25 protein-coding genes are annotated in these 25,344 nt (G+C 72.1%); 15 read left to right on the plus strand and 10 right to left on the minus strand.

Annotated features, from left to right (window positions below):
• Positions 1 to 29: 29 nt before the first annotated feature.
• On the plus strand, positions 30 to 491 hold the full coding sequence (locus K933_RS03445; protein WP_023393296.1) for a hypothetical protein: 462 nt from the start codon (positions 30 to 32) through the stop codon (positions 489 to 491).
• Positions 492 to 596: 105 nt separating this feature from the next.
• Here the strand turns inward: K933_RS03445 and K933_RS03450 are convergent, their stop codons facing one another.
• Both K933_RS03450 and K933_RS03455 read right to left on the minus strand, forming a co-directional pair.
• Positions 597 to 986 carry a helix-turn-helix domain-containing protein gene (locus K933_RS03450; protein ID WP_023393297.1) on the minus strand — a complete coding sequence of 130 codons (390 nt, stop codon included), beginning with the start codon at positions 984 to 986 and terminating at the stop codon, positions 597 to 599.
• Positions 987 to 1,067: 81 nt separating this feature from the next.
• Positions 1,068 to 1,343: a hypothetical protein gene (locus K933_RS03455; protein WP_023393298.1), complete on the minus strand. Its 276-nt coding sequence runs from the start codon at positions 1,341 to 1,343 to the stop codon at positions 1,068 to 1,070.
• A gap of 56 nt (positions 1,344 to 1,399) precedes the next feature.
• Between K933_RS03455 and K933_RS03460 the strand changes: the two genes are divergently transcribed.
• A complete protein-coding gene (locus K933_RS03460) occupies positions 1,400 to 1,804 on the plus strand; it encodes a VOC family protein (RefSeq protein WP_023393299.1) in 405 nt (134 codons plus the stop codon).
• A 10-nt stretch (positions 1,805 to 1,814) separates the two neighbouring features.
• Here K933_RS03460 and K933_RS03465 read toward each other — a convergent pair whose 3' ends face one another.
• Together K933_RS03465 and K933_RS03470 are read right to left on the minus strand one after the other, a co-directional pair.
• A complete protein-coding gene (locus K933_RS03465) occupies positions 1,815 to 2,534 on the minus strand; it encodes a DUF5828 family protein (RefSeq protein WP_023393300.1) in 720 nt (239 codons plus the stop codon).
• A 161-nt stretch (positions 2,535 to 2,695) separates the two neighbouring features.
• Complete coding sequence (locus K933_RS03470; protein WP_023393301.1) at positions 2,696 to 2,947, minus strand: hypothetical protein; 252 nt, start codon at positions 2,945 to 2,947, stop codon at positions 2,696 to 2,698.
• Between the two features lie 83 nt (positions 2,948 to 3,030).
• Between K933_RS03470 and K933_RS03475 the strand changes: the two genes are divergently transcribed.
• Both K933_RS03475 and K933_RS03480 read left to right on the plus strand, forming a co-directional pair.
• Positions 3,031 to 3,426, plus strand: a complete 396-nt coding sequence (locus K933_RS03475) for a cupin domain-containing protein (protein ID WP_023393302.1) — start codon at positions 3,031 to 3,033, stop codon at positions 3,424 to 3,426.
• A 1-nt stretch (position 3,427) separates the two neighbouring features.
• Positions 3,428 to 4,075 (plus strand): hypothetical protein, encoded by a 648-nt coding sequence (locus K933_RS03480; RefSeq protein ID WP_023393303.1) that lies wholly within the window; start codon positions 3,428 to 3,430, stop codon positions 4,073 to 4,075.
• 194 nt (positions 4,076 to 4,269) lie between these two features.
• On the opposite strand, the gene hemL is transcribed toward K933_RS03480, so the two are convergent.
• The 5 genes from hemL to hemC all read right to left on the minus strand — a co-directional run bounded on the left by hemL (position 4,270) and on the right by hemC (position 10,890).
• Positions 4,270 to 5,613, minus strand: a complete 1,344-nt coding sequence (gene hemL, locus K933_RS03485) for a glutamate-1-semialdehyde 2,1-aminomutase (protein ID WP_023393304.1) — start codon at positions 5,611 to 5,613, stop codon at positions 4,270 to 4,272.
• A 238-nt stretch (positions 5,614 to 5,851) separates the two neighbouring features.
• Positions 5,852 to 7,684 (minus strand): ammonium transporter, encoded by a 1,833-nt coding sequence (locus K933_RS03490; RefSeq protein WP_023393305.1) that lies wholly within the window; start codon positions 7,682 to 7,684, stop codon positions 5,852 to 5,854.
• 381 nt (positions 7,685 to 8,065) lie between these two features.
• On the minus strand, positions 8,066 to 8,797 hold the full coding sequence (locus K933_RS03495; protein WP_023393306.1) for a uroporphyrinogen-III synthase: 732 nt from the start codon (positions 8,795 to 8,797) through the stop codon (positions 8,066 to 8,068).
• The gene (gene cobA, locus K933_RS03500) at positions 8,794 to 9,666 is read right to left on the minus strand and encodes a uroporphyrinogen-III C-methyltransferase (RefSeq protein ID WP_023393307.1); all 873 of its coding nucleotides are present in this window, start codon (positions 9,664 to 9,666) and stop codon (positions 8,794 to 8,796) included. Before cobA ends, K933_RS03495 begins: the two co-directional genes overlap by 4 nt.
• Positions 9,667 to 10,890: a hydroxymethylbilane synthase gene (hemC, locus tag K933_RS03505; protein WP_023393308.1), complete on the minus strand. Its 1,224-nt coding sequence runs from the start codon at positions 10,888 to 10,890 to the stop codon at positions 9,667 to 9,669.
• A 139-nt stretch (positions 10,891 to 11,029) separates the two neighbouring features.
• Here hemC and K933_RS03510 point away from each other — a divergent pair, with 139 nt between their 5' ends.
• The 10 genes from K933_RS03510 to argF all read left to right on the plus strand — a co-directional run bounded on the left by K933_RS03510 (position 11,030) and on the right by argF (position 22,132).
• Positions 11,030 to 12,439, plus strand: coding sequence for a sensor histidine kinase (locus K933_RS03510; protein ID WP_023393309.1), 1,410 nt, complete (start codon positions 11,030 to 11,032; stop codon positions 12,437 to 12,439).
• 341 nt (positions 12,440 to 12,780) lie between these two features.
• The gene (locus tag K933_RS03515; RefSeq protein ID WP_023393310.1) at positions 12,781 to 14,043 is read left to right on the plus strand and encodes an argininosuccinate synthase; all 1,263 of its coding nucleotides are present in this window, start codon (positions 12,781 to 12,783) and stop codon (positions 14,041 to 14,043) included.
• Between the two features lie 6 nt (positions 14,044 to 14,049).
• The gene (argH, locus tag K933_RS03520) at positions 14,050 to 15,555 is read left to right on the plus strand and encodes an argininosuccinate lyase (protein WP_023393311.1); all 1,506 of its coding nucleotides are present in this window, start codon (positions 14,050 to 14,052) and stop codon (positions 15,553 to 15,555) included.
• Between the two features lie 208 nt (positions 15,556 to 15,763).
• Positions 15,764 to 15,934 carry a lysine biosynthesis protein LysW gene (gene lysW / locus K933_RS03525; protein WP_049947560.1) on the plus strand — a complete coding sequence of 57 codons (171 nt, stop codon included), beginning with the start codon at positions 15,764 to 15,766 and terminating at the stop codon, positions 15,932 to 15,934.
• A 1-nt stretch (position 15,935) separates the two neighbouring features.
• Positions 15,936 to 16,829: a lysine biosynthesis protein LysX gene (gene lysX, locus K933_RS03530; RefSeq protein WP_023393313.1), complete on the plus strand. Its 894-nt coding sequence runs from the start codon at positions 15,936 to 15,938 to the stop codon at positions 16,827 to 16,829.
• Positions 16,826 to 17,872, plus strand: coding sequence for an N-acetyl-gamma-glutamyl-phosphate reductase (gene argC / locus K933_RS03535; protein WP_023393314.1), 1,047 nt, complete (start codon positions 16,826 to 16,828; stop codon positions 17,870 to 17,872). The genes lysX and argC overlap by 4 nt, the downstream gene beginning before the upstream one ends.
• A complete protein-coding gene (locus K933_RS03540) occupies positions 17,872 to 18,801 on the plus strand; it encodes an acetylglutamate/acetylaminoadipate kinase (protein ID WP_023393315.1) in 930 nt (309 codons plus the stop codon). Before argC ends, K933_RS03540 begins: the two co-directional genes overlap by 1 nt.
• Positions 18,798 to 19,982 (plus strand): aspartate aminotransferase family protein, encoded by a 1,185-nt coding sequence (locus tag K933_RS03545; protein WP_023393316.1) that lies wholly within the window; start codon positions 18,798 to 18,800, stop codon positions 19,980 to 19,982. Before K933_RS03540 ends, K933_RS03545 begins: the two co-directional genes overlap by 4 nt.
• The gene (locus K933_RS03550; protein WP_023393317.1) at positions 19,972 to 21,150 is read left to right on the plus strand and encodes a [LysW]-lysine hydrolase; all 1,179 of its coding nucleotides are present in this window, start codon (positions 19,972 to 19,974) and stop codon (positions 21,148 to 21,150) included. Before K933_RS03545 ends, K933_RS03550 begins: the two co-directional genes overlap by 11 nt.
• A 46-nt stretch (positions 21,151 to 21,196) precedes the next feature.
• Positions 21,197 to 22,132 carry an ornithine carbamoyltransferase gene (gene argF / locus K933_RS03555; protein WP_023393318.1) on the plus strand — a complete coding sequence of 312 codons (936 nt, stop codon included), beginning with the start codon at positions 21,197 to 21,199 and terminating at the stop codon, positions 22,130 to 22,132.
• A 160-nt stretch (positions 22,133 to 22,292) separates the two neighbouring features.
• On the opposite strand, the gene K933_RS03560 is transcribed toward argF, so the two are convergent.
• Positions 22,293 to 24,461: an ATP-dependent DNA helicase gene (locus tag K933_RS03560; RefSeq protein WP_023393319.1), complete on the minus strand. Its 2,169-nt coding sequence runs from the start codon at positions 24,459 to 24,461 to the stop codon at positions 22,293 to 22,295.
• A gap of 355 nt (positions 24,462 to 24,816) precedes the next feature.
• Here K933_RS03560 and K933_RS18945 point away from each other — a divergent pair.
• Positions 24,817 to 25,344, plus strand: a 528-nt coding sequence (locus K933_RS18945) for an Sjogren's syndrome/scleroderma autoantigen 1 family protein (RefSeq protein WP_023393320.1), incomplete at its 3' end; no start/stop codon positions are given.

The following is a 25,344-nucleotide window of genomic DNA, read 5'->3' on the forward strand; positions in this document are numbered from 1 at the left end:
TTTACGCCCCGCCGGTCGGACGCACCCGCATGGAGAAGACGGTGTTCAGACGCGAGAACCGCGGCGACGACGCGGTGGCGGCCACCGCGGTCCGGACGCGGCACGCCGACCACGACCGGGTCCAGTTGGACGGGTTCGTCGCGCCCGGCGAGACGCCGCGCGAGCAGGCGGACCGCGCGCTGTCGTTCGCCGACCGCCTCCTCGACGAGTACTGCGGCGGGAGCCTCGACGACGTGACGGTGATCCGCCACTACGTCCGCGAGGACCTACTGCCCGAGGCGGAGTTCGAGATCGGCGAGGCGTGCCGCGAGCGGTTCGCGCCGCCCGACCTGCCGGCGACGGTGATGGTCGGCGTGAGCGACGTGGTCGGCGGCGACCACGCGGTCAAGATGGAGATGGCGGCGACGATACCGCACGACCGCGAGGAGACCGAGGTGGTCGAACTCCCGCCGCCGCCGGGGTACACCAACAGCGCCGAGCGGAGCGAGTGAGCGGACGGGCGCCCCGGCTCCCCGCTCCCGTGTCGCGCGGGGGGCGCGGGGGTACGACTCCGTGTGGGGGTACGACTCCGCGTCGGGGTACGACTCCGCGTCGGGTTACGGCTCCGCGTCGGGTTCGTCGTCGCCGAACTCGTCGATGCGGCCGTGGACCGTCTCCACCCACTCGTCGAGTGCGGCGTGGAGCATCTCCTTCGCCTGCGGCAGCGGCGTCGCGGTGTACTGGTAGACGTAGCCGCCGGGGTCGAGCAGCCGGCGCTCCCGTTCGGCGAGTCCCTTGTCGAGGAGGGTGGTGAGCGAGCGGTTGACGTTCGAGCGGTCCCGGTCGAGGACGCCCGCCAACTCCTCGACGGTGCTGCCGGGGTTCTCGAGGAGACGGAGGTACGTCCGGCTCTCGTGTTTCTGGATGCCGAAGACGCACGCCATCACGTGCTGAAAACTGGGGTCGTCGGTGTCGATGAGGTCCTCCATCTCGGGGGGGTCGCTCATGTCGTTACGTACGTGGGCCGAGGCGACGATAAATCCCGCCGGTGTCGGCGGCCGCTCGGGGTCCCACCGGCGGCGGGCGCGCTACGCCGACTCCGACCCGGCGTCGGGTTCGCTCCCGCCCGTCTCGGCGCGGACGTACCCCATCCGCTCGATGCACGCGCGCATCTCGGCCTCGTCGGCGTGCTTGTGGAGGCGGGTCGGCGTGTCACAGTAGAACGTCTCCCCGTCGTGACGCAGGGTCATGTCGCGCCGGCTCCCGAACAGGTCCGTCGTGACGACGATCCGCCGCCCCTCCCGGAGCGCGGCGAGTAACTCGTCTGCGGTCAACTCCCCGGCGTCGACGCGGAGCGGTTCCATGTACCCCCATGGGCCGGGGACGTTATGTTTCTTGTCGACCGGGCCGTACCCCGACTGTGAACGTCCGCTCGATAGACCACCTCAACCTCGCCATCCCCGACGACGGCATCGAGGCGGCCCGGCGCTTCTACGTCGACGGGCTCGGCCTCTCGCTCGACAACGTCGACCGATTCGAGTCGGGCGACAAGCCGTTCTTCGACGTCCGGCTCTCGTCCGAGCACGTGTTACACCTCCGACCGACCGACGGGTTCGTCGAACCCGACGGCACCGACTACCACCACGTCGCGCTGGTCGTAGAGGAGGATATCGAGACGGTGCGGGCGCGGCTCGCCGAGGCGGGGATCGATATCGAACGGGAACTGGACGGCCCGCTCGGCGCGACCGGCGAGGCGGACGCGGTGTACGTCCGCGACCCGTTCGGCTACCGCGTCGAGTTGAAGGAGCCGGTGGCGGAGGGGTAGGTCGCGGCCGTCAGTTCGTCGTCCACTTCGAACTACCGTCGTCGGCGTGTTCGACCGTCTCCGGCGGCGGCTCGACGCCCTCGGCGGCCTCCGCCGTCTCGACCTGTTTCTCCGTGTCGACGTGCCAGCGGTCGACGCTGTCCTCGTACTCCGCGAGGCGGTCGGACACCTGCGACTTGAGGTCGTCGTCGTTGACGTTCACCTCGAAGACGAACCGCGGCTCGCCGTCGTCGGCGTCGCGGTTGGTCCGCTGGATGTTCGCGGAGACGAGTTCGTTGTCGAAGTAGTACGGCGCGAGCTGGGTCATCACGTTCCGGTAGACGGTGCCTTCGACCTTCCGGACGGCCTTCCGGCCCGCCGAGTCGGCCGCGCGGGCGACGTGACCGATCGAGTCGCGCCACGCGTCGAGCGCGCCCTCGTTGTCGCCCTCGTCGACCTGCTCGTACGACTCCGAGAGCTTCTCGCCGGCGGTCTGGAGGTCGTCCTCGGGGGTCTTGCCCGCGCGCTCGCCCTCACCCTCGCCGACGCTCGCTTGGTCCGCCGTCTTCTCGTTGACGTCCTTCGAGAGTCGCTCGTGGACCTTCGGCCGCCACTCGTTCCACGCCGCGAACGCCGCGGGTGCCCGTTCCTCTCCCCCGACCTCCCGGAGCGCTCGTGTGATGCGTTCGCCGTGTTCCACGACGGCGTCCCACTCTCCGCGAACCCTGAACCCGGAGATGCTCTCCTCCATTCGTTGGGCGCGTCTACACGGCGGAGACGCATAAACGTCTCTGCCGTTATCGCTCGGTGAATACTGGAGCCGAAAACCGATCGACTGCGGCGAGGTAGCTCCCCGCACGGCCGGGTCGACGGTCGCCGACCGCCGAGTTGCCGCCCGCGTTCCCGTCGGGGTCAGCGGCGGCCGTAGGTGAGGCGGTCGGCGACGGCGTCGAGCCACGACCGCGCGCCCGCGAGCCACGCGGCCGGCGACACCCGCCGCGCCTCGCGGTCGGACACCTCGATGCGGCCGTCCGCGAACGGGTCCCGGCCCCCCTGGCGGTCGGTGCGCGCGTCGCCGTCACCGTCGTCGGCGGTGGCGTCCACGACCGTCGTCATGGCACACCGGCCGCACGCCTCCCGGTCGGCGCTCCAGTCGTTCGACACGTCACGCGGGTGGGGGACGACCCCGATAAGTCCTCGGCCCGCGGGTGCGACGGGCTTTTGGTGTCCGTGCGGTACTCCGGGGTATGGGATACCGCGTCGTGGACCCCGCGGACGTCGACCCGGCGCCGGACCGGCCGTGTGAACTCCGGCGTGTTGGCGAGGCCGCCGGCCTGGAGCGGATGGCGGTCAACCGGTTCCGCGCCCGGCCGGGCGAGGAGATACCGCTGGCGTACCACTACCACGACGAACAGGAGGAACTGTTCTACGTCGTCGCCGGGACGCTCGCCGTCGAGACGCCCGACCGGACGTACGAGGTGTCCGAGGGGTCGCTGTTCGCGGTCGACCCCGGCAGTCCCCAGCGCGCGCACAACCCCGCCGAGGCCGACGACCCCGTCACCGTCCTCGCGGTGGGGGCGCCGCCGGTCGCCGACGACGCCAACCCGTACGACCCCGACGCGGAGTCGGACGCGGAGGGGTGAGATGGCGGACGACGCGACCGAGACGGCGGGCGACCCCGAGCGCCCCGACCCGGTCGGCGGCCGGGACCGCCCCGAGCGCCCGGCCGACGTGCCGACGTGGGACGACGAGTTCCTCGACCGCGCGAGCGACCGCCTGCTGTTCAACTACGACCTCGCGCGCGACGAGACGGTCGGCGGTGAACGGTTCGACCTGACCGGCGAGATGCGCGTCGACTCCCGGAAACAGTTCCTCCACGAGTCGCTCACCTACGCGAACCACCACGCCGACGAGTACCTGTTCGCCCGCCGCGTCGACGGCGTGACGGTCGCGGATCTCGAACGCCTGGTCGAACTCGGCCACGAACTCGCCGACGAGCGGATCACCCCCGACGAGGAGCACTACGGCACCGACCTCTCGTTCGTCCTCGTCGCGCCCACGATACCCGAGGCGGTCCGCGAGTTCGTCCTCGGCTTCCGCGAGCGCCAGTTGCTGGCGTTCGGCTACTACGGCCACTACGAGGTCAACCTCGGCGTCGTCGCGCCCGACGACGAGGAGGCGGTCGCCAGCCGCGAGGCGGACGTGGTCGCGGCGTTCACGCCGTGGGACGACGTGCCCGACCGCCGCTCGGACGGCTTCCTCGCGCGGGTGCGCCGCGCGCTGGGGCGGTAGCGCGGCCGGCGGTGGAACTATCGGGTCCTCGCCCGCGTGGAGTCGGTCCTCGCGTCCTCGCCCGCGTGGAGTCGGTCCCGGCGACCCGTTCGTCGACCGCGGCGTCGACCCGTCGCGCGGGACCGCCGTGCCGCTCTCGGACCCCCGCGGCGGGGTGATCCGAGACGCGGCGGGCGGTCGGGCGAAGACGGCCGCTACAGCGTCTCCTTGTACGCTTCGAGCGTCTTCTCGACGTCCTCGTCGGTGTGGGCGTACGAGACGAACTGCGCCTCGAACTGGTTGGCGGTGAGGAAGACCCCTCGCTCCTTCATCTCCTGCCAGAACACCCGCTCCCAGCGTTCGGTGTCGGCGGCGCCGACGTCCGCGCCGGTCTTGGGGCAGTGGTCGTACCGCGGACACGACTCGCGCTGCTCACAGCCCGCCTCGCAGTGGTCCTCGAACGTCTCGGGCGCCTCGCGGGTGAACACCGTCTTGAACATCGAGTCGGTCCCGACGACGGTGTACTCGGGCGCCTGCTCCTCGACGATGTCGGTGATCCCCGACCGGAGCTTCTCGCCGAGGCGGTTCACGTGGTCGTACACGTCGTTCTCGGCGGCGTACGTCAGGTACTCGTGGCCCGCCGCCATCGTCACCGGGTGCCCCGAGAAGGTGCCCGACTGGAACACGTCGCCCGACGGGGTGAACTGCTCGACTATCTCGGCGCGTCCGCCGACGGCGCCCACCGGGAACCCGCCGCCGATTATCTTCCCGAACGTGGTCAGGTCGGGCGTGACGCCGAACTTCCCCTGTGCACACTGGAGACCGCCGACGCGGAAGCCGGTGATCACCTCGTCGAACACCAACAGCGAGCCGTACTCGTCACACAGGTCCCGCAGCGTCTCGTGGAACCCGTCGACCGGGCGGACGATGGCGGTGTTTCCGAGGATCGGTTCGGTCAGCACCGCCGCGATGTCGTCGCCGTGTTCCGCGAACACCTCGGTCACCGCCTCGGCGTCGTTGAACGGGACGGCGATCGTGTGGTCGGCGAAGCTCTCGGGGATGCCCGGCGAGGAGGGGTGGGTGTCCGTCGAGTCGCCGCGCGCCTCCACGAGCGTCGACTCCTGTGCGCCGTGGTAGCCGCCGCGCATCACGACCACCTTGTCCCGGCCGGTGTAGCCGCGCGCCAGTCGGACCGCCGAGACGGTCGCCTCGGTGCCGCTGTTGACGAACCTGAGCATCTCGACGCTCGGGACGTGCCGGGCGACGAACTCGGCGTGTTCCACCTCGACCTCCGTGGGCGCGCCGTACATCGGTCCCTGGCTGGCGTACCGCTGGACGGCCGACTGCACCGACTCGGGCGGGTCGTGTCCGTACAACAGCGGGCCGTACCCCATCGCGTAGTCGACGTAGCGGTTGCCGTCGGCGTCGACCACGTGCGCGCCGTCGCCGCGTTCGACGAAGAACGGGTACGGTCGGGTCGCGCGGACCGACGAGTTGACGCCGCCCGCGAGCACCGACAGCGCGCGGTCGTACAACTCGCGCGAGCGGTCGTGGTTCACGCGGCCGCACCTCCGCGGGGGCCGACGCCGTGGGTCGGCGCTCGGTGTGCGTCCATGGGTACGCCTTCGACCGTGCGCCCGAAAGGCTATCGGGTTCCCGGGGCGCCGGCGCCCGCAGCGCGGTCGTTCGCCCGCGCGGCGGCCGCTCGGCGGTCGACGACGGGTCGGACGCCGGCGAGAACAGGTTCGAAGGGTCGCGTCGAACGGGTCGAACGGTCCGGGTCGGTCCGGACTGTCCTCAGACCGCCTCGGGACCCTGCTCGCCCGTCCGGATCTGGTAGGCGTCGTCGACTGGGAGGATGAACACCTTGCCGTCTCCGGGTTCGCCGGTGTGGGCGGCCTCGCTGATCGACTCGGCGACCCGCGACGCCGGGATGTCCGCGACCACGCACTCGACTTTCACCTTCTGGTGGAGGTCGACGGTGTACTCCTCGCCGCGCCACTGCCCCTTGGTCGCGGGCTGTGACCCCCGGCCGGTGACGTTCGTCACCGAAATCGAGGGAGCGCCCGCCTCGGCGAGTCCCCGTTTGACGTCCGGAAGCTTGTCCGGGCGGACGAACGCCATGACGAGTTTGATCTCCTCGGGGTCGTGCTCGGGGGGTGCGTCCACGTCCTCGCCGCCGTCGGTGCGGAGTTCGTCGTCCATCTCCTCGCCACCGTCGGGCCGGACCGGCATATCCCTGCCGCCGTCGGTGCGGATCTCGGCGTCCGCGTCCTCGCCGCCGTCGGTCTCGACCTCGCCGCCGTCCGTCTTGATCTCGCCGCCGTCGGCGACCGTCGCGGGGTCGTCACCCGTGAACTCGGGGTACGCCGCCAGGCCGTGTTCGCCCTGGTCGAGCCCCTGCTCCTCCTCCGCCTCGCTCACGCGGAGACCGATCGTGGCGTCGACGACCCACAGCGTGGCCATCGTCGTCAGGACGGTCCAGGTGCCGATGACGAGCGAGCCGACCACCTGCATCGTGAGCTGTGCGACCGAGAAGCCCGCCACGTCGAAGAACGGGATCAGGATGGTGCCGATGAAGCCCGCGGAGCCGTGGACCGCGAAGACGCCGCAGACGTCGTCGACGTTGAGCGAATCGACGACCCACCGGTAGACGAGCGGCGTCTGGACGCCGCCGATGAGACCGATGATCAGCGCGCCCCACCACGTCACGTGCGCGCACGCGCCGGTGATGGCGACGAGGCCCGCGAGCAGGCCGTTCGCGCCGAACAGCGGGTCGGGCTTCCCCTCCCAGACGGCCGTGACGACCGTCGAGGAGACCATGCCGACCCCCATCGCGAGTGTGGTGTTGAGCGCGACGCGGCCGAGCGCGGCGCCCATGAACTCGCCCTCGCCGGTGAGGACGGTCGCCTGGGTGCCGACGTTGAAGGCGTACCAGCCGAACGCGAGGATGAGCGTCCCGATGACCGCGAAGACGACGCTGTGGCCCGGGATCGGCCGGGCGTTCCCGTTGCTGTCGAAGCGGCCGCGCCGCGGGCCGACCATGTAGGCGGCGGTCAGCCCCGCGATGCCGCCGAGCGCGTGGACCACCGTCGCGCCCGCGAAGTCCTTGTAGCCCGCGCCGATCGCCTGTCCGAGGTAGCCGGCCGACGAGAGGAGGCCGTCACCCCCCCACGCGAACCCGGCGATGACCGGGTAGATGACCGCCACCATCACGACCGCGTAGACGACGTACGCCGAGAACTTCATCCGCTCGGCGACCGCGCCGGAGACGATGGTCGCGGCGGTCATGGCGAACACCGCGCCGAACAGCCAGCCCACCCACGCACCGGGCGAGCCGATGTACGAGAACGCGGCGCCCACGTCGAACGCCGCCCCGGGCGTGGTGGCGTACCCCGCGAGCGCGGACACCGCCGAGCCGACCAGGAAGAACGTCAACACGCCCGCCGACCAGTCCCACATGTTCTTCATCACGACGTTGCCCGCGTTCTTCGCGCGGACCTGTCCCGCCTCCAGCAGCGCGAACCCCGGCTGCATGAAGAAGATGAGGAACGAGACCACCAGCACCCACACCGCGTTGATGCTGTCCGCGACGGCGGTCACGTCGACCTGCAGCGGGAGCGGCGTCACGCCGCACCACCACCCGCTACACGTTCGTCGATCCTTTCACCGTATTCCGTGTGTTCCGTGTCGGTCTGCACGCGATATGGGCTGAATGCGAGGCACATAAACCCACGAGTTGAGAATCACAAATTTATGTATGAATATTCAGCTCAACGTCAAATTTCTAGGTGGATATAATCCGTACTAGGACGTACTCCCGACGGTTTTCGAGCAAGTGTTGCGAGCAGCGTTGACGCACGTAGTGTAAGAACGGTTATATTTGTGTGGGATTACCCCTCGCGCGCCCCGATTTTCGCACGCGCGTACACCGGCGATCCGGGTCGCCGTCGGGAGTCCCGGGCGGACGGGGGGCGGGACGGAAGCGGGTCGGCCGAATCAGGGGGACGGTCACTCGAGCGCCACCACCACCGCCTCCGCGAGCGCCGGAAAGGTGGCCTCGTCGGGGACGACGTCCACCGCGACGCCGCGCGCCGCCGCCGTCTCGCTCGTCGGGTCGCCGATGCAGCCGACGACCGCGGCGTCGAGTCCCGCGACGGCGTCGTCGCGCACGTTCCGGTCGGCGGCGGCGTCGAGGAAGTGTTCGACGGTGAGCGACGAGGTGAAACACGCGCCCGCCAACTCGCCCGCCGCCGCCAACTCCGCCGACTCGCCCGCGCCTGCGGGCCGGGTCAGCCGGTAGAGCACCGTCTCGTGGACCGTCGCCCCCGCCTCGCGCAGGCCGTCGAGCAGGACCGGGCTGCCGTGGTCCGACCGCGCCACCTCGACGCCGACGCCCGCCACGTCGGGCGAGAGCGCGTCGACCAGGCCCGTCGAGGTGTACTCCTCGGGCACCAGGTCGACCGTCCACCCCGCCGCCCGGACGGCGTCGGCGGTGCTCGGTCCGATGGTGGCCACCCGGGCGTCGCCCGGCGTCCACCCCGCCTCGGCGGCGAGTTCGACCCCCGTCTTCGAGGTGAACACCACCCACGCGGCCTCGGCCGGCGTCGCGTCCGTCGGTTCGACCGCGAGCATCGGGTCCGCGACGGGGTCGACGCCCAGCTCCTCCAGCAGGTCGACGGCCGTCGCGAGTCGCTCGTCGTCCGGGCGGAACACCGCGACGCGCGGTCGGGAGTCCGTCACTCCTCCCCCCCGTCGTCGGCCGTCCCGCGGCCGCGGAGGAACGCCACCACGCGCTCGCGGGTCGCCGCCACCTCGCCGATCACGGTCACCGCGGGCGGTTCGATCCCCGCCTCGTCGCGGGCGTCGACGACGGTGTCGAGCGTGCCCGTCGCCACCCGCATGTTCGGCCACGTCCCGCGTTCGACCAGCGCGACCGGCGTCTCGGGGTCCATCCCGGCCTCCCGGAGCGCGCGGGTGTAGTCGGGGAGTCTGCCGACGCCCATCAGGACCACCAGCGTGCCGCCGGTCGCCGCGAGCGCGTCCCAGTCGACCGCCGACTCCTCCTTCTCGGGGTCCTCGTGGCCGGTGACGAACGAGACGGAGGAGGCGTGCTCGCGGTGGGTGACGGGGATGCCCGCGACGCCCGGCGCGGCGACCGCCGAGGTGACGCCCGGCACCACCTCGAACGGCACGCCCTCGCTCGCGAGGTGTTCGGCCTCCTCGCCGCCGCGGCCGAACACGAACGGGTCGCCGCCCTTCAGCCGCACCACGCTCCGCCCCTCGCGGGCGAGTTCGACCAGCCGGTCGTTGGTGTACTCCTGGCTCGTCCTCTCGCCGCCCGCGCGCTTGCCGACGTCCTCGCGGCGCTCCTCGTCTATCGAGTCGAGTATCTCCGGGCCGGGGAGTTTGTCGTGGAGCACCACGTCCGCCTCGTCGAGCAGGCGGCGCGCGCGGACGGTCAACAACCCGGGGTCGCCCGGACCCGACCCGACGAGGTACACCGTGCCCGCCGCGGGCGCGCGTGCGTCCGCGTCGTCGCCGGCGTCCGTCCCCGCACCGTCGTCGGCGTCCGTCCCCGCCTCGCCCGCCCCGGTGGCGTCGTCCGCCATCTACTCCTCCCGCTCCGTCGGCGTCTCCCCGTCCGGCGTTCCGTCTTCCGCCGGCGTTCCGTCCTCCGGTGTTCCACCGTCGGCGGGGTCGTCCCGTTCGGGCGAGGCGTCGATGCCGTCCTCGCCGCCGTCGTCGGCCTCGCGTTTCGCCTCGGCGATGATGTCGGCGGCGCCCCGGTCGGCGAGGTCAGCGGCGAACTCCGCGGCGGCGTCGGCGTGGCGTTCGACCGGCAGGTCGCGGGTGGCGGCCACCTCGCGCTCGCCGTCGGTCGAGAGCACGCGGACGCGGGCGTTGACGTGCTCGCCCTGTACGAGCGCGGCGACGCCGATGGGGGCGACACAGCCCCCGCCGAGTTCCGCGAGCACGGTGCGCTCGACGGTCGTGGCGACGCGGGTCGGCGGGTGGTCGACCGCCTCGCGGACCGCCTCGGTCACCTCGGGGTCGGCGGTCGTGACCGCGACCGCGCCCTGTCCCGGCGCGGGGACGAACTCCGAGCGGTCGAGCCGCTCCACCTCGTACTCGTCGCGGACGTAGAGGTCCGACCGGCGCAGCCCCGCCTCCGCGAGCACGATGGCGTCGTACTCGACGTCGAGTTCGTACTCCAACGCGCCCCGCTGGAACTCGGAGAGGTCGTCGAACCACTCCTCGACCGAGCGCTCGAACGTCGACCCGCCGTCACCCCCGGGGTCGCCCTTCTCGTCGCGTTCGGCGTCGACGCGCCGCTCGTGTTCCGCCTGGAGTTGGGGCGCGACCAGTTTCTGGAGCCGGGTGTCGACGTTGCCGCGGAGCGGTTCGACCGTCAGGTCGGGCCGGGCGGCGAGCACCTGCGCCTTCCGCCGGAGCGAGGAGGTGCCGACGACCGACCCCGGCGGGAGGTCCTCGACGCCGCCGCCGTCGGGCGTGACCACCACGTCGCCCGACGGCGCCCGCTCGCCGACGCCGCCGACCCGGAGGCGGTCGGGGAACTCCGTGGGCATGTCCTTCAGCGAGTGGACCGCGGCCTCGGCCTCGCCGTCGAGCACCCGCTGGTCGAGCGCGCGGACGAACGCGCCGGTCTTGCCGAGTCGGGTGATGAGTTCGTCGGTGAGGCGGTCGCCGCGCGTCTCCACCTCGACCACCTCGACCTCGTTCCGTCGCCGTTCGAGCGCCTCGCGCACGTCCGCGGTCTGCCGGCGCGCCAACGCCGACCCCCGGGTGGCGAGTCGGAGCGGAGCTTCTGTCATACCCGTCGGTGGGGCGGGCGCGGGGAAAACACGCTCGTTTCGCGCCGCACGGCGGCGCGACGGCGCCCACGGCGGCCGGTTCGTGCCGCCGGAGCGGCGGGGTTGAAGTTTTATGGATCGCAGCCCAGTTACTTGTCAGATGTCGCGCTCGGCGTCGCCTCGGTGGGGGGGTGTCATCGTAGCCGTCGGTCTCGGATTCACCGCGGTCCACGCCCGATACCTCCTCCGGGCGCCGTCGGTCCGCGTCGCCGTCGGCAGCGCCGTCGCGCTCGCCACCGCCGCGGGGGTCGCGGCGCTGGGCGTCCGCCTCTCGCGGGCTACCGACGCCGAGCGACCCCGCGTCGTCGTCCGCGGCGTCGCCATCGGCGTCGGCGTGATGGCGCTGGTGTTCGTCATTGCCGTCGCGACCAGTCCGCTCCCCGCCATCTCGGCTAGGTATCTCCCCCACATGGCGGCGGACCTGCTCACGGTCGGGGTCGCGGTCGGCGCGCTGTTGGGCCTGTACGACGCCCGCTCGCGCCGCGACCGCCGCCGGGCGGAGGCGCTGTTCGCCAACCTGCCCAGCCCGGCCGCCCACGTCGACTGCTCGGGGGGCGAGCGGGTCGTCGTGGCGACGAACGACGCGTTCCGGGCGGCGTTCGGCCCGAACGAGACGTACGTCGGCCGGCCGCTCGACGACTGTGTCCCGGCGGCCGCCGAGGAGCGGTCGCTCTCGGAGGCGCTCGCGGAGGGGCCGCGCGCGCGGTTCCGGAGCGCCGCCACCGCCGGCCACGGCGTCCGCGAGTTCGTCACCGTGACCGTCCCCGAGAGCGTCCCCGACCGCGAGTACGTCGTCCTCTCGGACATCACGGCCGACGGGCGGCGCGAGCGCCGGCTGTCGGTGCTCAACCGGGTGCTCAGACACGACCTCCGGAGCGCGATGAACGTGGTGCTCGGACACGCGGAACTGCTCGCGGACGACCCCGACGACGACCACCTCGCGACCATCCGCGCGCGGGTCGACGGCCTCCTCTCGATGAGCCGCCGGGCGCGCGACCTCGACCACCTCCTCGACGGCGAGGCGTCCCCGCGGACGGTCGACCTCGTCGCGGTGGTCGTCGACCGCCTCGACGCGCGCGCCGCCGACGGGACGGCGTTCGAGCGCTCGCTCCCCGACCGTCCGGTGGTCGTCCGCGACGACGGTCTCCTGCGGGCGGTGCTCGACGAACTGCTCGACAACGCGGTCGAACACGCCGGTTCCGACCCGACTATCCGGGTGTCGGTGTCCGTCGTCGGCAACACCGCCGAGTTGACCGTCGCCGACGACGGTCCCGGCATCCCCGACAGCGAGCGGGCGGTGCTGTCGCGCGAACGCGAGACCACCCTCGACCACGCCAGCGGGCTCGGTCTCTGGTTCGTCACCTGGGTCGTCTCCGAACTCGGCGGCGACGTCGACCTCACCACCGGCAACCGGGGCGACGGCGGCGCGACCGTCACCGTCCGACTCCCGCTCGCGGCCGACTCGGCGGACGGGCGCGCGCTCGCCCCGACGGACGGCCACCGGAACTGACCCCTCGGGCGCCGGCCCCGAACGGGGTCGCCCGCCCGCTCCGGCACCGACCCGCTCGCCGGCGCCCGTCCGCTCCCGCACCGACCCGCTCAAGTGTTGCCGACCGGCGTGTCTTTATTACCCCCGAGCGCACACCCGGTCGTAATGACGGACGCCGCCGTCGCTCGCGGCCGCCTCCCGCGGGAGCGACGCGTCCCGCGACGGGCCCTCTAGGCCCCACTTCACCCCACCTTCCTCCGCCGTCGTCGCCCCGTCCTCGCCCGGTTAGCCTGCACGCCGCGATTTTATTTCAGATAACACGATCGCCGAATTTATACCGGAGAGGGCCACAGGTGTCGGTAATGACGCGCGTGGCACTGGCGTTCAGCGGTGGACTCGACACGACGGTGTGCGTCCCGCTCCTCGAAGAGGAGTACGGGTACGACGAGGTGATCGGCGTGACCGTGGACGTCGGTCAGCCGGCCGAGGAGTTCGACGAGGCCGAGGAGACGGCCGAGGCGCTCGACCTGGAACACTACGTCGTGGACGCTCGAGACGAGTTCGCCGACCTCTGTTTCGACTCGGTGCGCGCGAACGCCACCTACCAGGGCTACCCCCTGGGGACGGCGCTCGCGCGGCCGGTGATCGCGAACGCCATCCTGGAGGTGGCGGAGGAACACGACTGCGACGCGCTCGCACACGGCTGTACGGGCAAGGGCAACGACCAGTTGCGGTTCGAGGCGGTGTGGCGCGCCTCCGACAAGGAGGTGATCGCGCCCGTCCGCGAACTCGGTCTCACGCGCGAGTGGGAGACGGAGTACGCCGACGAGAAGGACCTGCCCGTCGAGGGCGGCAACGAGGGCGCGTGGTCCATCGACACCAACCTCTGGTCGCGGTCGGTCGAGGGCGACGACCTGGAGGACCCGACGTACGTTCCGCCGGAGGACATCTACGAGTGGACGGAGACGCCCGGGAGCACCGACGAGGAACTCGTCGACATCGAGTTCGACGACGGCTACCCGGTGGCGCTCGACGGCGAGGAGTTCGACCCTGTCGACCTGATCGAACGGCTCAACGAGACGGCGGGCGCACACGGCGTCGGCCGGACCGACATGATGGAGGACCGCATGCTCGGGCTGAAGGTGCGCGAGAACTACGAGCACCCCGCGGCGACCGTCCTGCTGACGGCGCACGAGGCGCTCGAACAGATCGTCCTCACGAAGTCGGAGCGCGACTTCAAGACGCTCGTCGACGACGAGTGGGCCCAGAAGGGGTACCAGGGGCTCGTGGACGCGCCGCTGGTCGACTCGCTGGAGGGGTATCTCGACGCGAGCAACGCGAAGGTGACGGGCACCGTCACCGTCAAACTCCAGGGCGGGCAGGTCCGCCCGGTCGCCCGCGACTCCGAGTACGCCGTCTACTCCGAGTCGGCGGCGTCGTTCAACACGGAGACCGTCGACGGCATCGAGCAGTCTGACGCGACGGGCGTCGCCAAGTACCACGGCTTCCAGGACCGCCTCGCCAACGAGGTCATGGAGCGCGCGACGGCGACCGAGTCGGACGAGGAGGACGACGAACAGACGCGGCTCACGACGGACGGCGGCGCCGAGGACGGCGAGGAGTGACGGCGGATGGTCCCCGACGACGACCCCGCGGCCGGCGCTGACGCCGACGCGGACGGCGACACGGTGGTCCGCCGCGACCGGTTCGCGGGCGGGCCGGCCCGGTCGTTCCTGTCGAGTCTCGCGGCCGACGAGCGCATCTTCGCCGCGGACCTCGCGGTCGACCGCGCGCACGTCGTGATGCTCGACGAGCGAGGGATCGTCGAGGGGAGCGACGCGACGGCCATCCTCGACGCCCTCGCGGCCGTCGAGCGCGCGGGCCACGGCGCCCTGCCCGACGGCGAGGACGTCCACGAGGCCATCGAGTCGGCGGTCGTCGACCGGGTCGGCCCGGAGGGCGGCCGGATGCACACCGCCCGCTCGCGCAACGACGAGGTGGCAACCTGCATCCGCTACCGGCTCCGCGGCGACCTGCTCGACGCCGCCGAGGCGACGCTGACGCTCCGGGGGGCGTTACTCGACGCGGCGGAGGCGGACGCCGACACCGTGATGCCGGGGTTCACGCACCGCCAGTTCGCCCAGCCCACCACGGCGGGCCACCTGTTGGCGTCGTACGCCGGCGCGCTCGAACGCGACACCGCGCGGCTGCTCGACGCGTACGACCGGACGAACGTCTCGCCGCTCGGCGGCGCGGCGTTCGCGGGCACGCCGTTCGACGTGGACCGCGAGCGCACCGCCGAGTTGCTCGGGTTCGACGGCGTGGTGGAGAACTCGATGGACGCGGCGGCGAGCCGCGACTTCCTCGTGGAGGCGTCTGCGGCGCTCGCGGGCGTCGGCGTGACGCTGTCGGGGCTGGCGACCGACGGCATCGAGGCGGTGAAGGACGGCTACCTCGCCCTCTCGGACGACTACTCGTCGACGTCGTCGATCATGCCCCAGAAGGTGAACCCCGACACGCTCGAACTCGTGCGGGCGGTCGCGGGCGACGCGGTCGGCGGGCTGGACGGCCTGCTCGCGACGCTGAAGGGGCTGCCGCGGGCGTACAACCGCGACCTCCAGCGGGCGACGACCCACGCTTGGGAGTCGGTCGACGCGGTGACCGAGGCGACCGAAGTGGCCGCGGGCGCCGTCGCCACCGCCGAGTGGGACGCCGAGGCGTGTGCGGCGGACGCGGCGGCGGGGTTCTCGACGGCGACCGGCGTCGCGGACGCGCTCGCGATGGCGGGCGTCCCGTTCCGCACCGCCCACGAACTCGTCGCCTCGGCCGCCGCCGACGCCGACGAACTCGACGACCCCGAGGCGCTCGCCGCAAGTCTTGACGCGGCCGCTGAAGACGTACTGGGTGACTCCCTCTACGCGTACGTGAGCCGGGAGGACCTGTCGGCCGCGCTCGACCCCGTCGGGAGCGTCGCCGCCCGCGACTCGCGCGGCGGTCCCGCACCCGACGCGCTGGCCGACTCGATCGCACGCGCGCGGACGACCCGCGACGACCACGCCGACGCCGTCGCGGCGCGCCGGAGCGCGCTCGCCGACGCGGCCGACCGACTCGACCGGGCGGTGAGCGACCGTGTCTGAGACGGCCGCCCGACCCGGTCGAGCGACCGCGGCGCCGGCCCCGCGACCGATCCCGGCCCCTCCGGGGCCAGTATCACTTATCCGACACCGGAACGGAACACGGCGGTTGTAGGCCTCCTAACTCTCGACGAGCCGCGCGTCCGAAATTTAATTCTTCGAACAATATCGGTGGATTGAAGTCCGGTAAGGGGGTACTCCGTGGTACGCCATGACCGAAGCCGAATGCGTGGAGTGCGGGGCGGACGTGACGCTCCACGACGACATCGAGGTCGGGGAGATCCTGGACTGTGACACCTGCGGCGCGGAACTCGAAGTCGTGGAGGTGTCCCCGCCGGTCCTCGCTCGGGCGCCGGAGCTCGAGGAGGACTGGGGGGAGTGAGATGAAGCTCGGCCTGCTCTACTCGCGGATCCGGAAGGACGAGAAGCTGCTGTTGAGCGAACTGCGCGACCGCGGCCACGAGGTCGAGAAGCTGGACGTGCGCGACCTGCGGTTCGGGCTGACCGCGGAGTCGGGCACCGCCGCGGCGGCCGCGGCCGACTGCGACCTGATACTCGACCGCTGTCTCGCCACCTCGCGGTCGCTGTACGCGGGCAAGTTCTTCGCCCACTACGGCGTCCCGGTGGTCAACAGCCCCGAGACCGCGGAGGTGTGTGCGAACAAGGTGAAAAACAGCCTCGCGCTCGACGCCGCGGGCGTGCCCACGCCCGCCACCGAGGTGGCGTTCACCAGCGACGCCGCGCTCGAAGCCGTCGAGTCGTTCGGCTACCCCTGCGTGATCAAACCCGTCGTCGGCTCGTGGGGCCGGCTGATGGCCAAGATCGACTCGCGGAACGCCGCGGAGGCGATCTTAGAACACAAGGAGACGCTGGGCCACTACGAGCACAAGGTGTTCTACGTCCAGGAGTTCGTCGACAAGCCCGGCCGCGACATCCGCGTGGTCGCGTGCGACGGCGAACCCGTGGCCGCGATGACCCGCTCGTCGGAGCACTGGCTGACGAACGCCGCGACCGGCGGCGAACCCCGGCCGTTCGAGTTGGACGACGAGGCCGAACGGCTGGTGCGGGAGGCGAGCGCCGCGGTCGGCGGCGGTCTACTCGGGGTGGACCTCATGGAGATGAAAGACGGCGGCTACACCGTCCACGAGGTGAACCACACGGTCGAGTTCAAGGCGCTCGACGGCGCCGTCGACGTCGACGTGCCCGCGGCGGTCGTCGACTGGCTCGAACTCACGGCGGAGGCGGCGAGCGGCGACGGGGTGACGGCGCCGGCATGACCGACGGGCGGGTCACGGCCGGGGTCGTCGGCGGCTCCGGCTTCACCGGCGGGGAACTCCTCCGGCTGCTCGCCGGCCACCCCGAGTTCGAGGTGGTCCAGGCGACCAGCCGGAGCTACGAGCGCAAGACCGTGGGACACGTCCACCCCAACCTGCGGTCGCTCGACCTCCGCTTTACGTCGCCCGACGACCTCGAGAGCGTCGACGTGCTGTTCACCGCGACGCCCCACGGCGTCTCGATGGAGCGGATCGACGAGTTCCGCGACGCCGCCGAGACGGTGGTCGACCTGTCGGCGGACTTCCGGCTGCCCGAGGCGGCGGCGTACGACGAGTGGTACGACGGCCACGTCGCGCCCGAGTACCTCGACGAGGCGGAGTACGCCCTGCCGGAGTTGAACCGGGAGAACCTCCCCGGCGCGGACCTGATCGCGGCGGGCGGCTGTAACGCGACGGCGACGATACTCGCGCTCAAGCCGCTCGCGGATTCGGGGGTCGTCACCGCCTCCGACCGCGCGGTGGTCGACGTGAAGGTCGGCTCCTCGGAGGGCGGGGCGGGCGGCGGCGCCGCCTCCTCGCACGCCGAGCGGTCGGGCGTGGTCCGGCCGTACGCGCCGACCGAACACCGCCACCAGGCGGAGATCGACGCGTACCTCGGGCTCTCGACGGCGTTTACGGTCCACGCGGTCGACATGGTCCGCGGCGCGTCGGCGACGTGTCACACGTTCCCCGCCGACGCGGTGACGAAGGGCGACCTCTGGGGCGCCTACCGCGACGCCTACGAGGACGAACCGTTCGTCGACCTGGTGGCGGGCGGCGGCGACGTCTACCGCTACCCCGAGCCGAAGGCGGTCGCGGGCACGAACCGCGCGGAGGTCGGCTTCGCGCTCGATACGGACAACGCCCGCGTCGTCGCGTTCGGCGCCATCGACAACGTGATGAAAGGCTCGGCCGGCCAGGCGGTCCACGCCGCCAACCTCGCGGTCGGCTTCGAGGAGACGGCCGGTCTCGACCAGCGGGGACTCCACCCCGTGGGGACGCCCTGATGGCCGACCCCGGATCCGAACTCGGAGCCGACGCCGGTGCCGACACGGAGCCGCCGGTCGTGGTGAAACTCGGCGGCGCCCGCGCGGTCGACCCCGCGGGGGCGGTGGGCGACGTCGCCCACCTCGCGGCGAACGGCCGGCGGGTCGTCGTCGTCCACGGCGGGTCGACCGCCGTCGACGAGACGCTAGAGCAGCTCGGCCGCGACCCCGAGTACGTCGAGACGCCGAGCGGCGTCACCGGCCGGTTCACCGACGCGGAGACGATGGAGACGTTCTCGATGGTCCTGCCGGGGAAGCTGAACACCGACCTCGTGGTCGCGCTCCGGAACGCGGGCGTGGACGCGCTCGGCCTCTCGGGCGTCGACGGCGGCCTCCTCTCGGGACCGCGGAAGTCCGCGGTCCGCGTTGTCGAGGACGGCAAACGGAAGATCCGCCGCGGCGACCACTCCGGGCGGATCGAGTCGGTCGACGCCGACCTGCTGTCGACGCTCTTAGATGCGGGCTACGTGCCGGTGCTCTCGCCGCCGATGCTCGGCGAGGAGGACGACGGCAGCGGCACCGCGGTCAACACCGACGCCGACCGCGCGGCCGCCGCGGTGGCGGGCGCGCTCGGGGCGGAACTCGTCGTCCTCACGGACGTGTCGGGGGTGTACGCCGACCCGGACGACCCCGACACCCTGATCGAGTCGGTGACGACGCCCGACGAGTTCGACCGGTTGGAGGACGCCGCCGAGGGGTTCATGACCCGGAAGGTGATGGCGGCGACCGAGGCGCTGGAGGGCGGCGCGCGCGCCGTCGTCGTCTCGGACGCGAACGTCCGCGACCCGGTGGTCGCGGCGCTCGACGGCGCGGGCACGCGGGTCGAGCGCTCGGCGCTCGCCGACGCCGGCGGGAGCGAGGCGGCCGCGACCGGGGGTGAGGGGTCGTGACCGACGCCGACGCCCCGTTCGCGGACGGCGAGGGCGCGGGCGAGGGGTTCGTCTTCTCGGAGAAGCCGCTCGGCATCGAGTCGGGCGAGGGCGTCCACCTCACCGGCACCGACGGCACGGACTACCTCGACTTCGGCGCGTCGTACGCGTGTACGCCGCTGGGGCACAGCCCGCCCGAGGTGGTCGACGCGATAGCCGAGCAGGCGGCCGACCTGCTGTACGTGCAGGCGTCGTACCCGGTCGACGCGCGCACCGACCTCTACGAGCGGCTGGGCGCGGTCGCGCCGGGCGACCTCTCGAAGGTGTGGCTGTGTAACTCCGGCACCGAGGCGAACGAGGCGGCGATGAAGTTCGCGCGCTCGGCGACCGGCGACGAGAAGATAGTCGCCGCAAAGCGCGGCTTCCACGGCCGCACGATGGGTGCGCTCGCGATGACGTGGAAGAAGAAGTACCGCGAGCCGTTCGAACCGCTGGCGGGCGGCGTGGAGTTCGTCGAGTTCGGCGACGAGGCCGAGTTGGCCGACGCCGTCGACGACGACACCGCGGCGGTGTTCCTCGAACCCGTCCAGGGCGAGGGCGGCGTCAACCCCGCCACGACCGAGTACCTGCGCGCGGCGCGCGACCTGACCGAGGCGGCGGGCGCGGCGCTCGTGTTCGACGAGATCCAGACCGGACTCGGTCGGACGGGCACGCTGTGGGCGTGCGAGCACGCGGGCGTCGTCCCCGACGCGCTCACGACCGCGAAGGGGCTGGCGTCGGGGCTTCCGGCGGGCGCGACGCTGTGTGCCGACTGGCTCGCCGACGGCGCGGCCGACCACGGCTCGACGTTCTCGGGCGGGCCGGTGGTCGCGGCGGCCGCCAACGCGACGCTCGACGGTCTCGTGGGGCGCGACCTGCCCGCCCGCGCGGGCGAGGTGGGGTCCCACCTCCACGAGGAACTCGCGGACGCCGTCGAGACGCACGACCTGCCCGTCCGCGAGATCCGCGGGCGCGGGCTGATGGTCGGCATCGAGGTGAAACGCGGCGCGAACCGGATCGTCCGGGACCTGGCGCTCGACCACCGCGTGCTCGCGCTCCCCGCGGGCCGGTCGGTGGTCCGTCTGCTCCCGCCGCTGGTGGTCGAGGAGCGCCACGCCGACCACGTGGTCGGCGCGCTCACGGAGGTGCTCGATGGCTCCTGAGGCCCCCGACGGGACGAACGACGACGAGGCCCGCACGACCCGCGAGCACCCGGCGCTCGACTCCGACGCGCGCCGCCTCCTGTTCGACCTGGTCTCGACGCCGTCCGTCTCGGGCGACGAGCGCGAGGCGGCCGAACTGCTCGTGGCGTTCTTCGAGGGGAACGGCCGCGAGGCGTACACCGACGCGGTCGGGAACGTCCGCGCGCCCGGCGACGACGGGGTGTTGCTCACCTCCCACGTCGACACCGTCCCCGGCGAGGTGCCCGTCCGGATCACCGACGACCCCGACGACGACGCCGCGCCCGACGGCGGGCCGGTGCTGTGGGGTCGCGGGAGCGTCGACGCGACCGGCCCGCTGGCGGCGATGGCCGCGGCGGCCGTCGAGACGGGCGTCTCGTTCGCGGGCGTCGTCGGCGAGGAGACGGACTCCCGCGGCGCGCGCCACCTCGTCGACGACCGCGCGGAACCCGACGCCGTGGTCAACGGCGAACCCTCCGGCTGGGAGGGGATCACGCTGGGCTACCGCGGCTTTCAGGCGGGCGAGTTCAGCGTGTCGACGCCGGCGGCGCACACCTCCCGGCCGGAGCCGAACGCGCTCGAACTCGCGACGGAGTGGTGGAATCGGGTCGCGGACGCGTTCGCGCGCGACGACGACGCGGCCGTGTTCGACTCCGTGACCGCGAAACCCGTCGAGATGGACGGCGGCCTCTCCGACGACGGCACGGCGTTCGAGGCGACGGTGTCCGCGCAGTTCCGGCTCCCGCCGGGGACGACGGCGGCCGCGGTGCGCGAGACCGCCGAAGACGCCGCCGCGGCGTCCGTCTCCGTCGGGACCGACGCGGGCGCGGGCGAGGCGGGCGCGGCGGCGGGCGAGTTCGAGTTCGCGTGGGGTGAGTCGATACCGCCGGTGCTCGACAGCCCGCGGGGTCCGGTCGCCACCGCGCTCCGCGGGGCGATCCGACGAGGGGGTGGCTCCCCCAGACTCCTCAGAAAGACCGGCACCGCCGACGTCAACCTGTTCGCGGAGGCGTGGGACTGCCCGATGGCGACGTACGGTCCCGGCGACTCCTCGCTGGACCACGCGCCCGACGAACGCCTCCCGCTCGCGGAGTTCGACCGCGCGACCGACGCGCTGTGTGCGACCTGCGAGCGCCTCACCGACGACTGACCACTCGACTCGACCCGACCCCACACCACCCCAGACCCTGACCGATATGAGCACGGATTCGACCCCGACGCCGACCGACCCGACCGACGAGTTCCCGACCGCCTTCCTCGACGTGGACGACCTCTCGTCCGAGCAACTCGACGCGGTGCTCGACCGGGGGACCGCGCTGAAGGCCGGCAAGGACCTCACGCAACTCCCGCGGACCACGCTCGCGATGCTGTTCGAGAAGCCGTCGACCCGGACGCGGACCTCCTTCGAGACGGGGATGACCCGACTCGGCGGTCACGCGATGTTCATGGGTCCCGACGACATCCACCTCGGCCACGGCGAACCGCTGAAGGACACCGCCCGGGTGTTCGCGGGGTACGCCGACTGCATCATGGCGCGCGTGTTCGACCACGCCGACGTGGAGACCATCGCGGAGTACGCCGACGTGCCCGTGATAAACGGGCTGACCGACGACGCCCACCCGTGTCAGACGCTCGCGGATCTCCTCACGCTCCGGGAGGAGGTGGGCGACCTCTCGGAGACGACGGTGGCGTGGGTCGGCGACGGCAACAACGTCGCGCGCTCGTTCGCGCTGGGCTGTGCGCTCGCGGGGGTCGACCTCCGCGTGGCGACGCCGGACGGCTACGGGTTGGGCGACGACTGCCTCTCGCGGGCGGCCGACTGCGGCGGCGCGCCGACGCTCTGTGAGTCGCCCGAGGCGGCGGTCGAGGGCGTCGACGCCGTCTACACCGACGTCTGGGTCAGCATGGGCGAGGAGGACGAACGCGAGGCGAAACTCCCGGCGTTCGACGGCTACCAGGTGAACGCCGACCTGCTCTCCGGGACGGACGCGAAGCTGATGCACTGTCTGCCCGCCCACCGCGGCGAGGAGGTGACCGACGGGGTCATCGAGTCCGACCGGTCGCTGGTGTGGACGCAGGCTGAGAACCGCATGCACGCCCAGAACGGCCTGCTGGTGTCGTTGTTGGACTGAGACGCGAACCGCGGCCACGCGTGGCGGCGCGGTCCGGACCCGCCCGGACTCGGACTACTTCTCGACGTGTACGCACGGCTCGACGGCGCCCGCTCGGCGTCGGCCGTAGTGGTGTCGCACAACGGAACGGGCGGTCGTCGATCCGAGCGACCGCGACGCCCTACGGCTCGGGCGGTGCGCCGTCGTACGCGCCGTGGTCGGTGTAGAAGTTGAGCATCGCGAACTTCAGCTTCCCCGGCGCGACGTCGATCAGTTCCGACCGCTCTTCGGGGGGGAACGCGTCCCGAACCGAGTACTTCCCCATGTCGGCGTCGGTGTAGCGCTTGTCCAACAGGAGGCGCACGCCGAAGTCGTCGGGCGAGCGGATGACCCTGCCGAGCGCCTGTCTGGTCTTTCTCACGGTCGGAATCTCGACGGCGTACTCCCAGCCGGCGTCGCTCGACCGCTCGGCGAACGCGCGGTCGTACGCGTCTTGGACCGCCTCCATCCGCTCGGAGAGCCGGGGGTACGGCACGCCGACGACGGCGACGGTGCGGGCGGCGTCGCCGTCGAAGCTCACTCCCTCCGCGAGCGTCCCCCACAGCGAGGTGAACAGCGCCGCGTCGTCGCTGCCGACCAGTCGCGTGCGTAACTGTTCGGTGTCCCGGTCCGAGCCGTCACACAGCAGGTCGCCGAGTTCGGGGTCGCCCGACAGCAGTTGGTGGTAGCGGTCGGCCTCCGCGTACGACGGGAAGAACAGCAGGCTGTTGCCCGGCGTGAACCGTATCGCGTCCGCGAGCGCGCCCGCCACCGTCTCCTGTGTGGCGGGTTCGTCCCGCTCGGAGGCGAACAGCGCGGGCGTCGACACCGAGTAGGTGCGGCGGTTCTCCTCGGGGTACGCCAGTTCGTACGCCAGCGTCACGGGGTCCGAGAGTCCGAGCACGTCCCGGGTCACGTCGAACGGGCGGAGCGTCGCCGACATCAGCACGCTCGCGTACACCTCGCCGAACAGGTCGGCGGTCACCTCCCGCGGGATGCAGGTGTACAGCTCCGCGCGGCCGTACACCTCGTCGGTGCCGGCGTCGCGGCGGACCGACACCATCGGGTGCTGGCCGAGTTCGCCCCCGCCGTCCATCCACGCCGAGACGAACCCGGCGGCCGCGAGCGTCTGACACTCCCGGCGGGTGGTGGTCTCGCCGTCCCTGTAGGCGTCCTCGTACTCCTGGTCGAGTTGGCGGCCCAACTGGACGGCGAGGTCACACTCCGTCCGGATCCCCCGCCCCTCGTAGCGGTCGAGGAAGGCGAGCGTGAGGTCGTCCCGGCGGTCGTCGTTGGCGATGGAGACGTCCTCCCAGCCGTCGCCCACCCCCTCCCGGGCGCCGAACCCGAGGTTGGCGTCGTACGTCTCCCGCAGCGCGTCGCGGAACGCCCCGAGCACGTTCGCCGCCGGCTCCGCACGGGAGTCGTCGCTCTCGTCGAGTTCCGAGAGGGCGGCGTCGAGCGTGTTCTCGGTGAGACTCTCGCTGGCGTGGTCGCGCGCGGCGTCCTCGACGTTGTGCGCCTCGTCGAAGACGGTGATCACGTCCTCGGGGTCCCGGTCGAGCCACCGGAAGAACTGCTCTCTGATCGTCGGGTCGAGCAGGTGGTGGTAGTTGCAGACCACCAGCTCCACCTCCTCCATCCCCTCCTTCAGCAGTTCGTAGCCGCAGAAGCCGCGCTGTCCGGCGTACTCGTACACCTCGTCGGGCGTGCGCACGTCGTCGAACAGCCACGAGAAGAACTCGCCCGTGTCGCGGGTGAGGTTGTTGAAGTAGTAGTCGCAGGTGTTCGCCGCCTCCTCGTCGTCGTCGATCGCGTCGAGTTCCTCCGCCACCGCCTGCCGCGCCTCGGCCGCCTCGCCCGCGGCGTCCCCCTCGCGCATCTCGTCGGTCAGGTCGTCGAGCCGGCGCTCCAACTGCTCGCGGTCCGCCTCGTCGTCGACCAGCGAGCGGGTGGTGTCACGGAGCGTCTGACACTCCTGGTAGTCGACGTCGATGTGACACATCGACGACTTGCCGCGGAACACGCTCGCGCGGATGGGTTCGGTCGCGTTGATGGCGCGCGCGTCCTCGACGAACTGGCGCATCTGCTGGTGGACGTTCGTCGTGATGACCACCGTCCGGTCGTGCTCGCGGGCGTGTGCGAGCGCCGGCACGAGCGCCGAGAGCGTCTTCCCGGTGCCCGGCGCCCCCTCCATGAGCACGTCCTGCCCGCGCGCGAGCGCGTTGTCGACCCGGTCCATCGCCTCGCGCTGGTTCGGGTACGGCTCGTCGTACGGGAAGAAGCGCAGGTGGCCGTCCGTAGTCGACACACCCCTACTACCGCCTCACCGGATTTGAATCGACCGCTCGGGGACGGTGCGCTCTCACCCGCCGCGACCCGGCGCGGGAGCGCCACACGCACCCGGACAGGGTGTCTACCGGCTCCTCGCGCTCGCGTCCGGCGCACCGTCGAGACACGGGAACGCTAGCGGGGGTGATCTCCCGCCGCGTGGACCCGAGACTACCGGCCGGACCGCCGTACCGACTGCGAGCACGGGGCGGTGCGGGGGCGTCGCCGCGGGCACCGTCGTCCCCGCGGTGCGCGACCTGTGAGGCGACGGGCGCGGGACGCCCGGCCCGTCCCGTGCCGCTGACTTTTTCGCCATCGCGGTCGTCCGACCGGGTATGAGCGACAGCGACGCCGACCCGGACGACGGCTCGGGTTCGGACTCGAACGCGGACGATTCGGAGTTCGACAAGGAGGCGGAGCGGGAGAAGCTCCGGGAGAAGTTCGAGAAGGACGAGAAGAAGCGCGAGTCGACCCAACGGATGAGCGAACTCCTGCTCAAGGGGGCGACGATGACCAACCGCCACTGCGACACCTGCGGGTCGCCCATCTTCAGACAGAACGGCCAGGAGTTCTGTCCGAACTGCGACGCGGGCGACGCCGCGAACGCCGCGAACGCCGCGAACGCCGCGGGCGGCGACCCCCAGCCCGCCGGCGTGGAGGTCGATACGCCCGACGGAACGACAGCCGACCCCCCCTCCGACGACCCCGGTGCGCCGGAGAACGCCGGCACCGGCGGGCCGGTGGGCGCGGCCGACCGACCCGACGCCGGCGAACCGGACCGCGGGGACGCCGCGCGGGAGACCGTCGAAGCCGACCCCCGCGCCGACCGGCGACCGGCCGGGGAGGCGACCCGCGAGGCGGCG

Origin of the sequence: Candidatus Halobonum tyrrellensis G22, from assembly GCF_000495475.1 — an archaeon.
In the GTDB taxonomy this organism is placed as follows: Archaea; Halobacteriota; Halobacteria; order Halobacteriales; family Haloferacaceae; genus Halobonum; species Halobonum tyrrellense.

Excerpts from the sequence above, each read along its gene's own strand:
- K933_RS03445 (WP_023393296.1), top strand. The coding sequence starts at position 30 with ATGGAGAAGACGGTGTTCAGACGCGAGAACCGCGGCGACGACGCGGTG.
- K933_RS03450 (WP_023393297.1), bottom strand. The coding sequence starts at position 986 with ATGAGCGACCCCCCCGAGATGGAGGACCTCATCGACACCGACGACCCC.
- K933_RS03455 (WP_023393298.1), bottom strand. The coding sequence starts at position 1,343 with ATGGAACCGCTCCGCGTCGACGCCGGGGAGTTGACCGCAGACGAGTTA.
- K933_RS03465 (WP_023393300.1), bottom strand. The coding sequence starts at position 2,534 with ATGGAGGAGAGCATCTCCGGGTTCAGGGTTCGCGGAGAGTGGGACGCC.
- K933_RS03475 (WP_023393302.1), top strand. The coding sequence starts at position 3,031 with ATGGGATACCGCGTCGTGGACCCCGCGGACGTCGACCCGGCGCCGGAC.
- K933_RS03480 (WP_023393303.1), top strand. The coding sequence starts at position 3,428 with ATGGCGGACGACGCGACCGAGACGGCGGGCGACCCCGAGCGCCCCGAC.
- cobA (WP_023393307.1), bottom strand. The coding sequence starts at position 9,666 with ATGGCGGACGACGCCACCGGGGCGGGCGAGGCGGGGACGGACGCCGAC.
- hemC (WP_023393308.1), bottom strand. The coding sequence starts at position 10,890 with ATGACAGAAGCTCCGCTCCGACTCGCCACCCGGGGGTCGGCGTTGGCG.
- K933_RS03510 (WP_023393309.1), top strand. The coding sequence starts at position 11,030 with ATGTCGCGCTCGGCGTCGCCTCGGTGGGGGGGTGTCATCGTAGCCGTC.
- K933_RS03515 (WP_023393310.1), top strand. The coding sequence starts at position 12,781 with ATGACGCGCGTGGCACTGGCGTTCAGCGGTGGACTCGACACGACGGTG.
- argH (WP_023393311.1), top strand. The coding sequence starts at position 14,050 with ATGGTCCCCGACGACGACCCCGCGGCCGGCGCTGACGCCGACGCGGAC.
- lysW (WP_049947560.1), top strand. The coding sequence starts at position 15,764 with ATGACCGAAGCCGAATGCGTGGAGTGCGGGGCGGACGTGACGCTCCAC.
- lysX (WP_023393313.1), top strand. The coding sequence starts at position 15,936 with ATGAAGCTCGGCCTGCTCTACTCGCGGATCCGGAAGGACGAGAAGCTG.
- argC (WP_023393314.1), top strand. The coding sequence starts at position 16,826 with ATGACCGACGGGCGGGTCACGGCCGGGGTCGTCGGCGGCTCCGGCTTC.
- K933_RS03540 (WP_023393315.1), top strand. The coding sequence starts at position 17,872 with ATGGCCGACCCCGGATCCGAACTCGGAGCCGACGCCGGTGCCGACACG.
- K933_RS03550 (WP_023393317.1), top strand. The coding sequence starts at position 19,972 with ATGGCTCCTGAGGCCCCCGACGGGACGAACGACGACGAGGCCCGCACG.
- argF (WP_023393318.1), top strand. The coding sequence starts at position 21,197 with ATGAGCACGGATTCGACCCCGACGCCGACCGACCCGACCGACGAGTTC.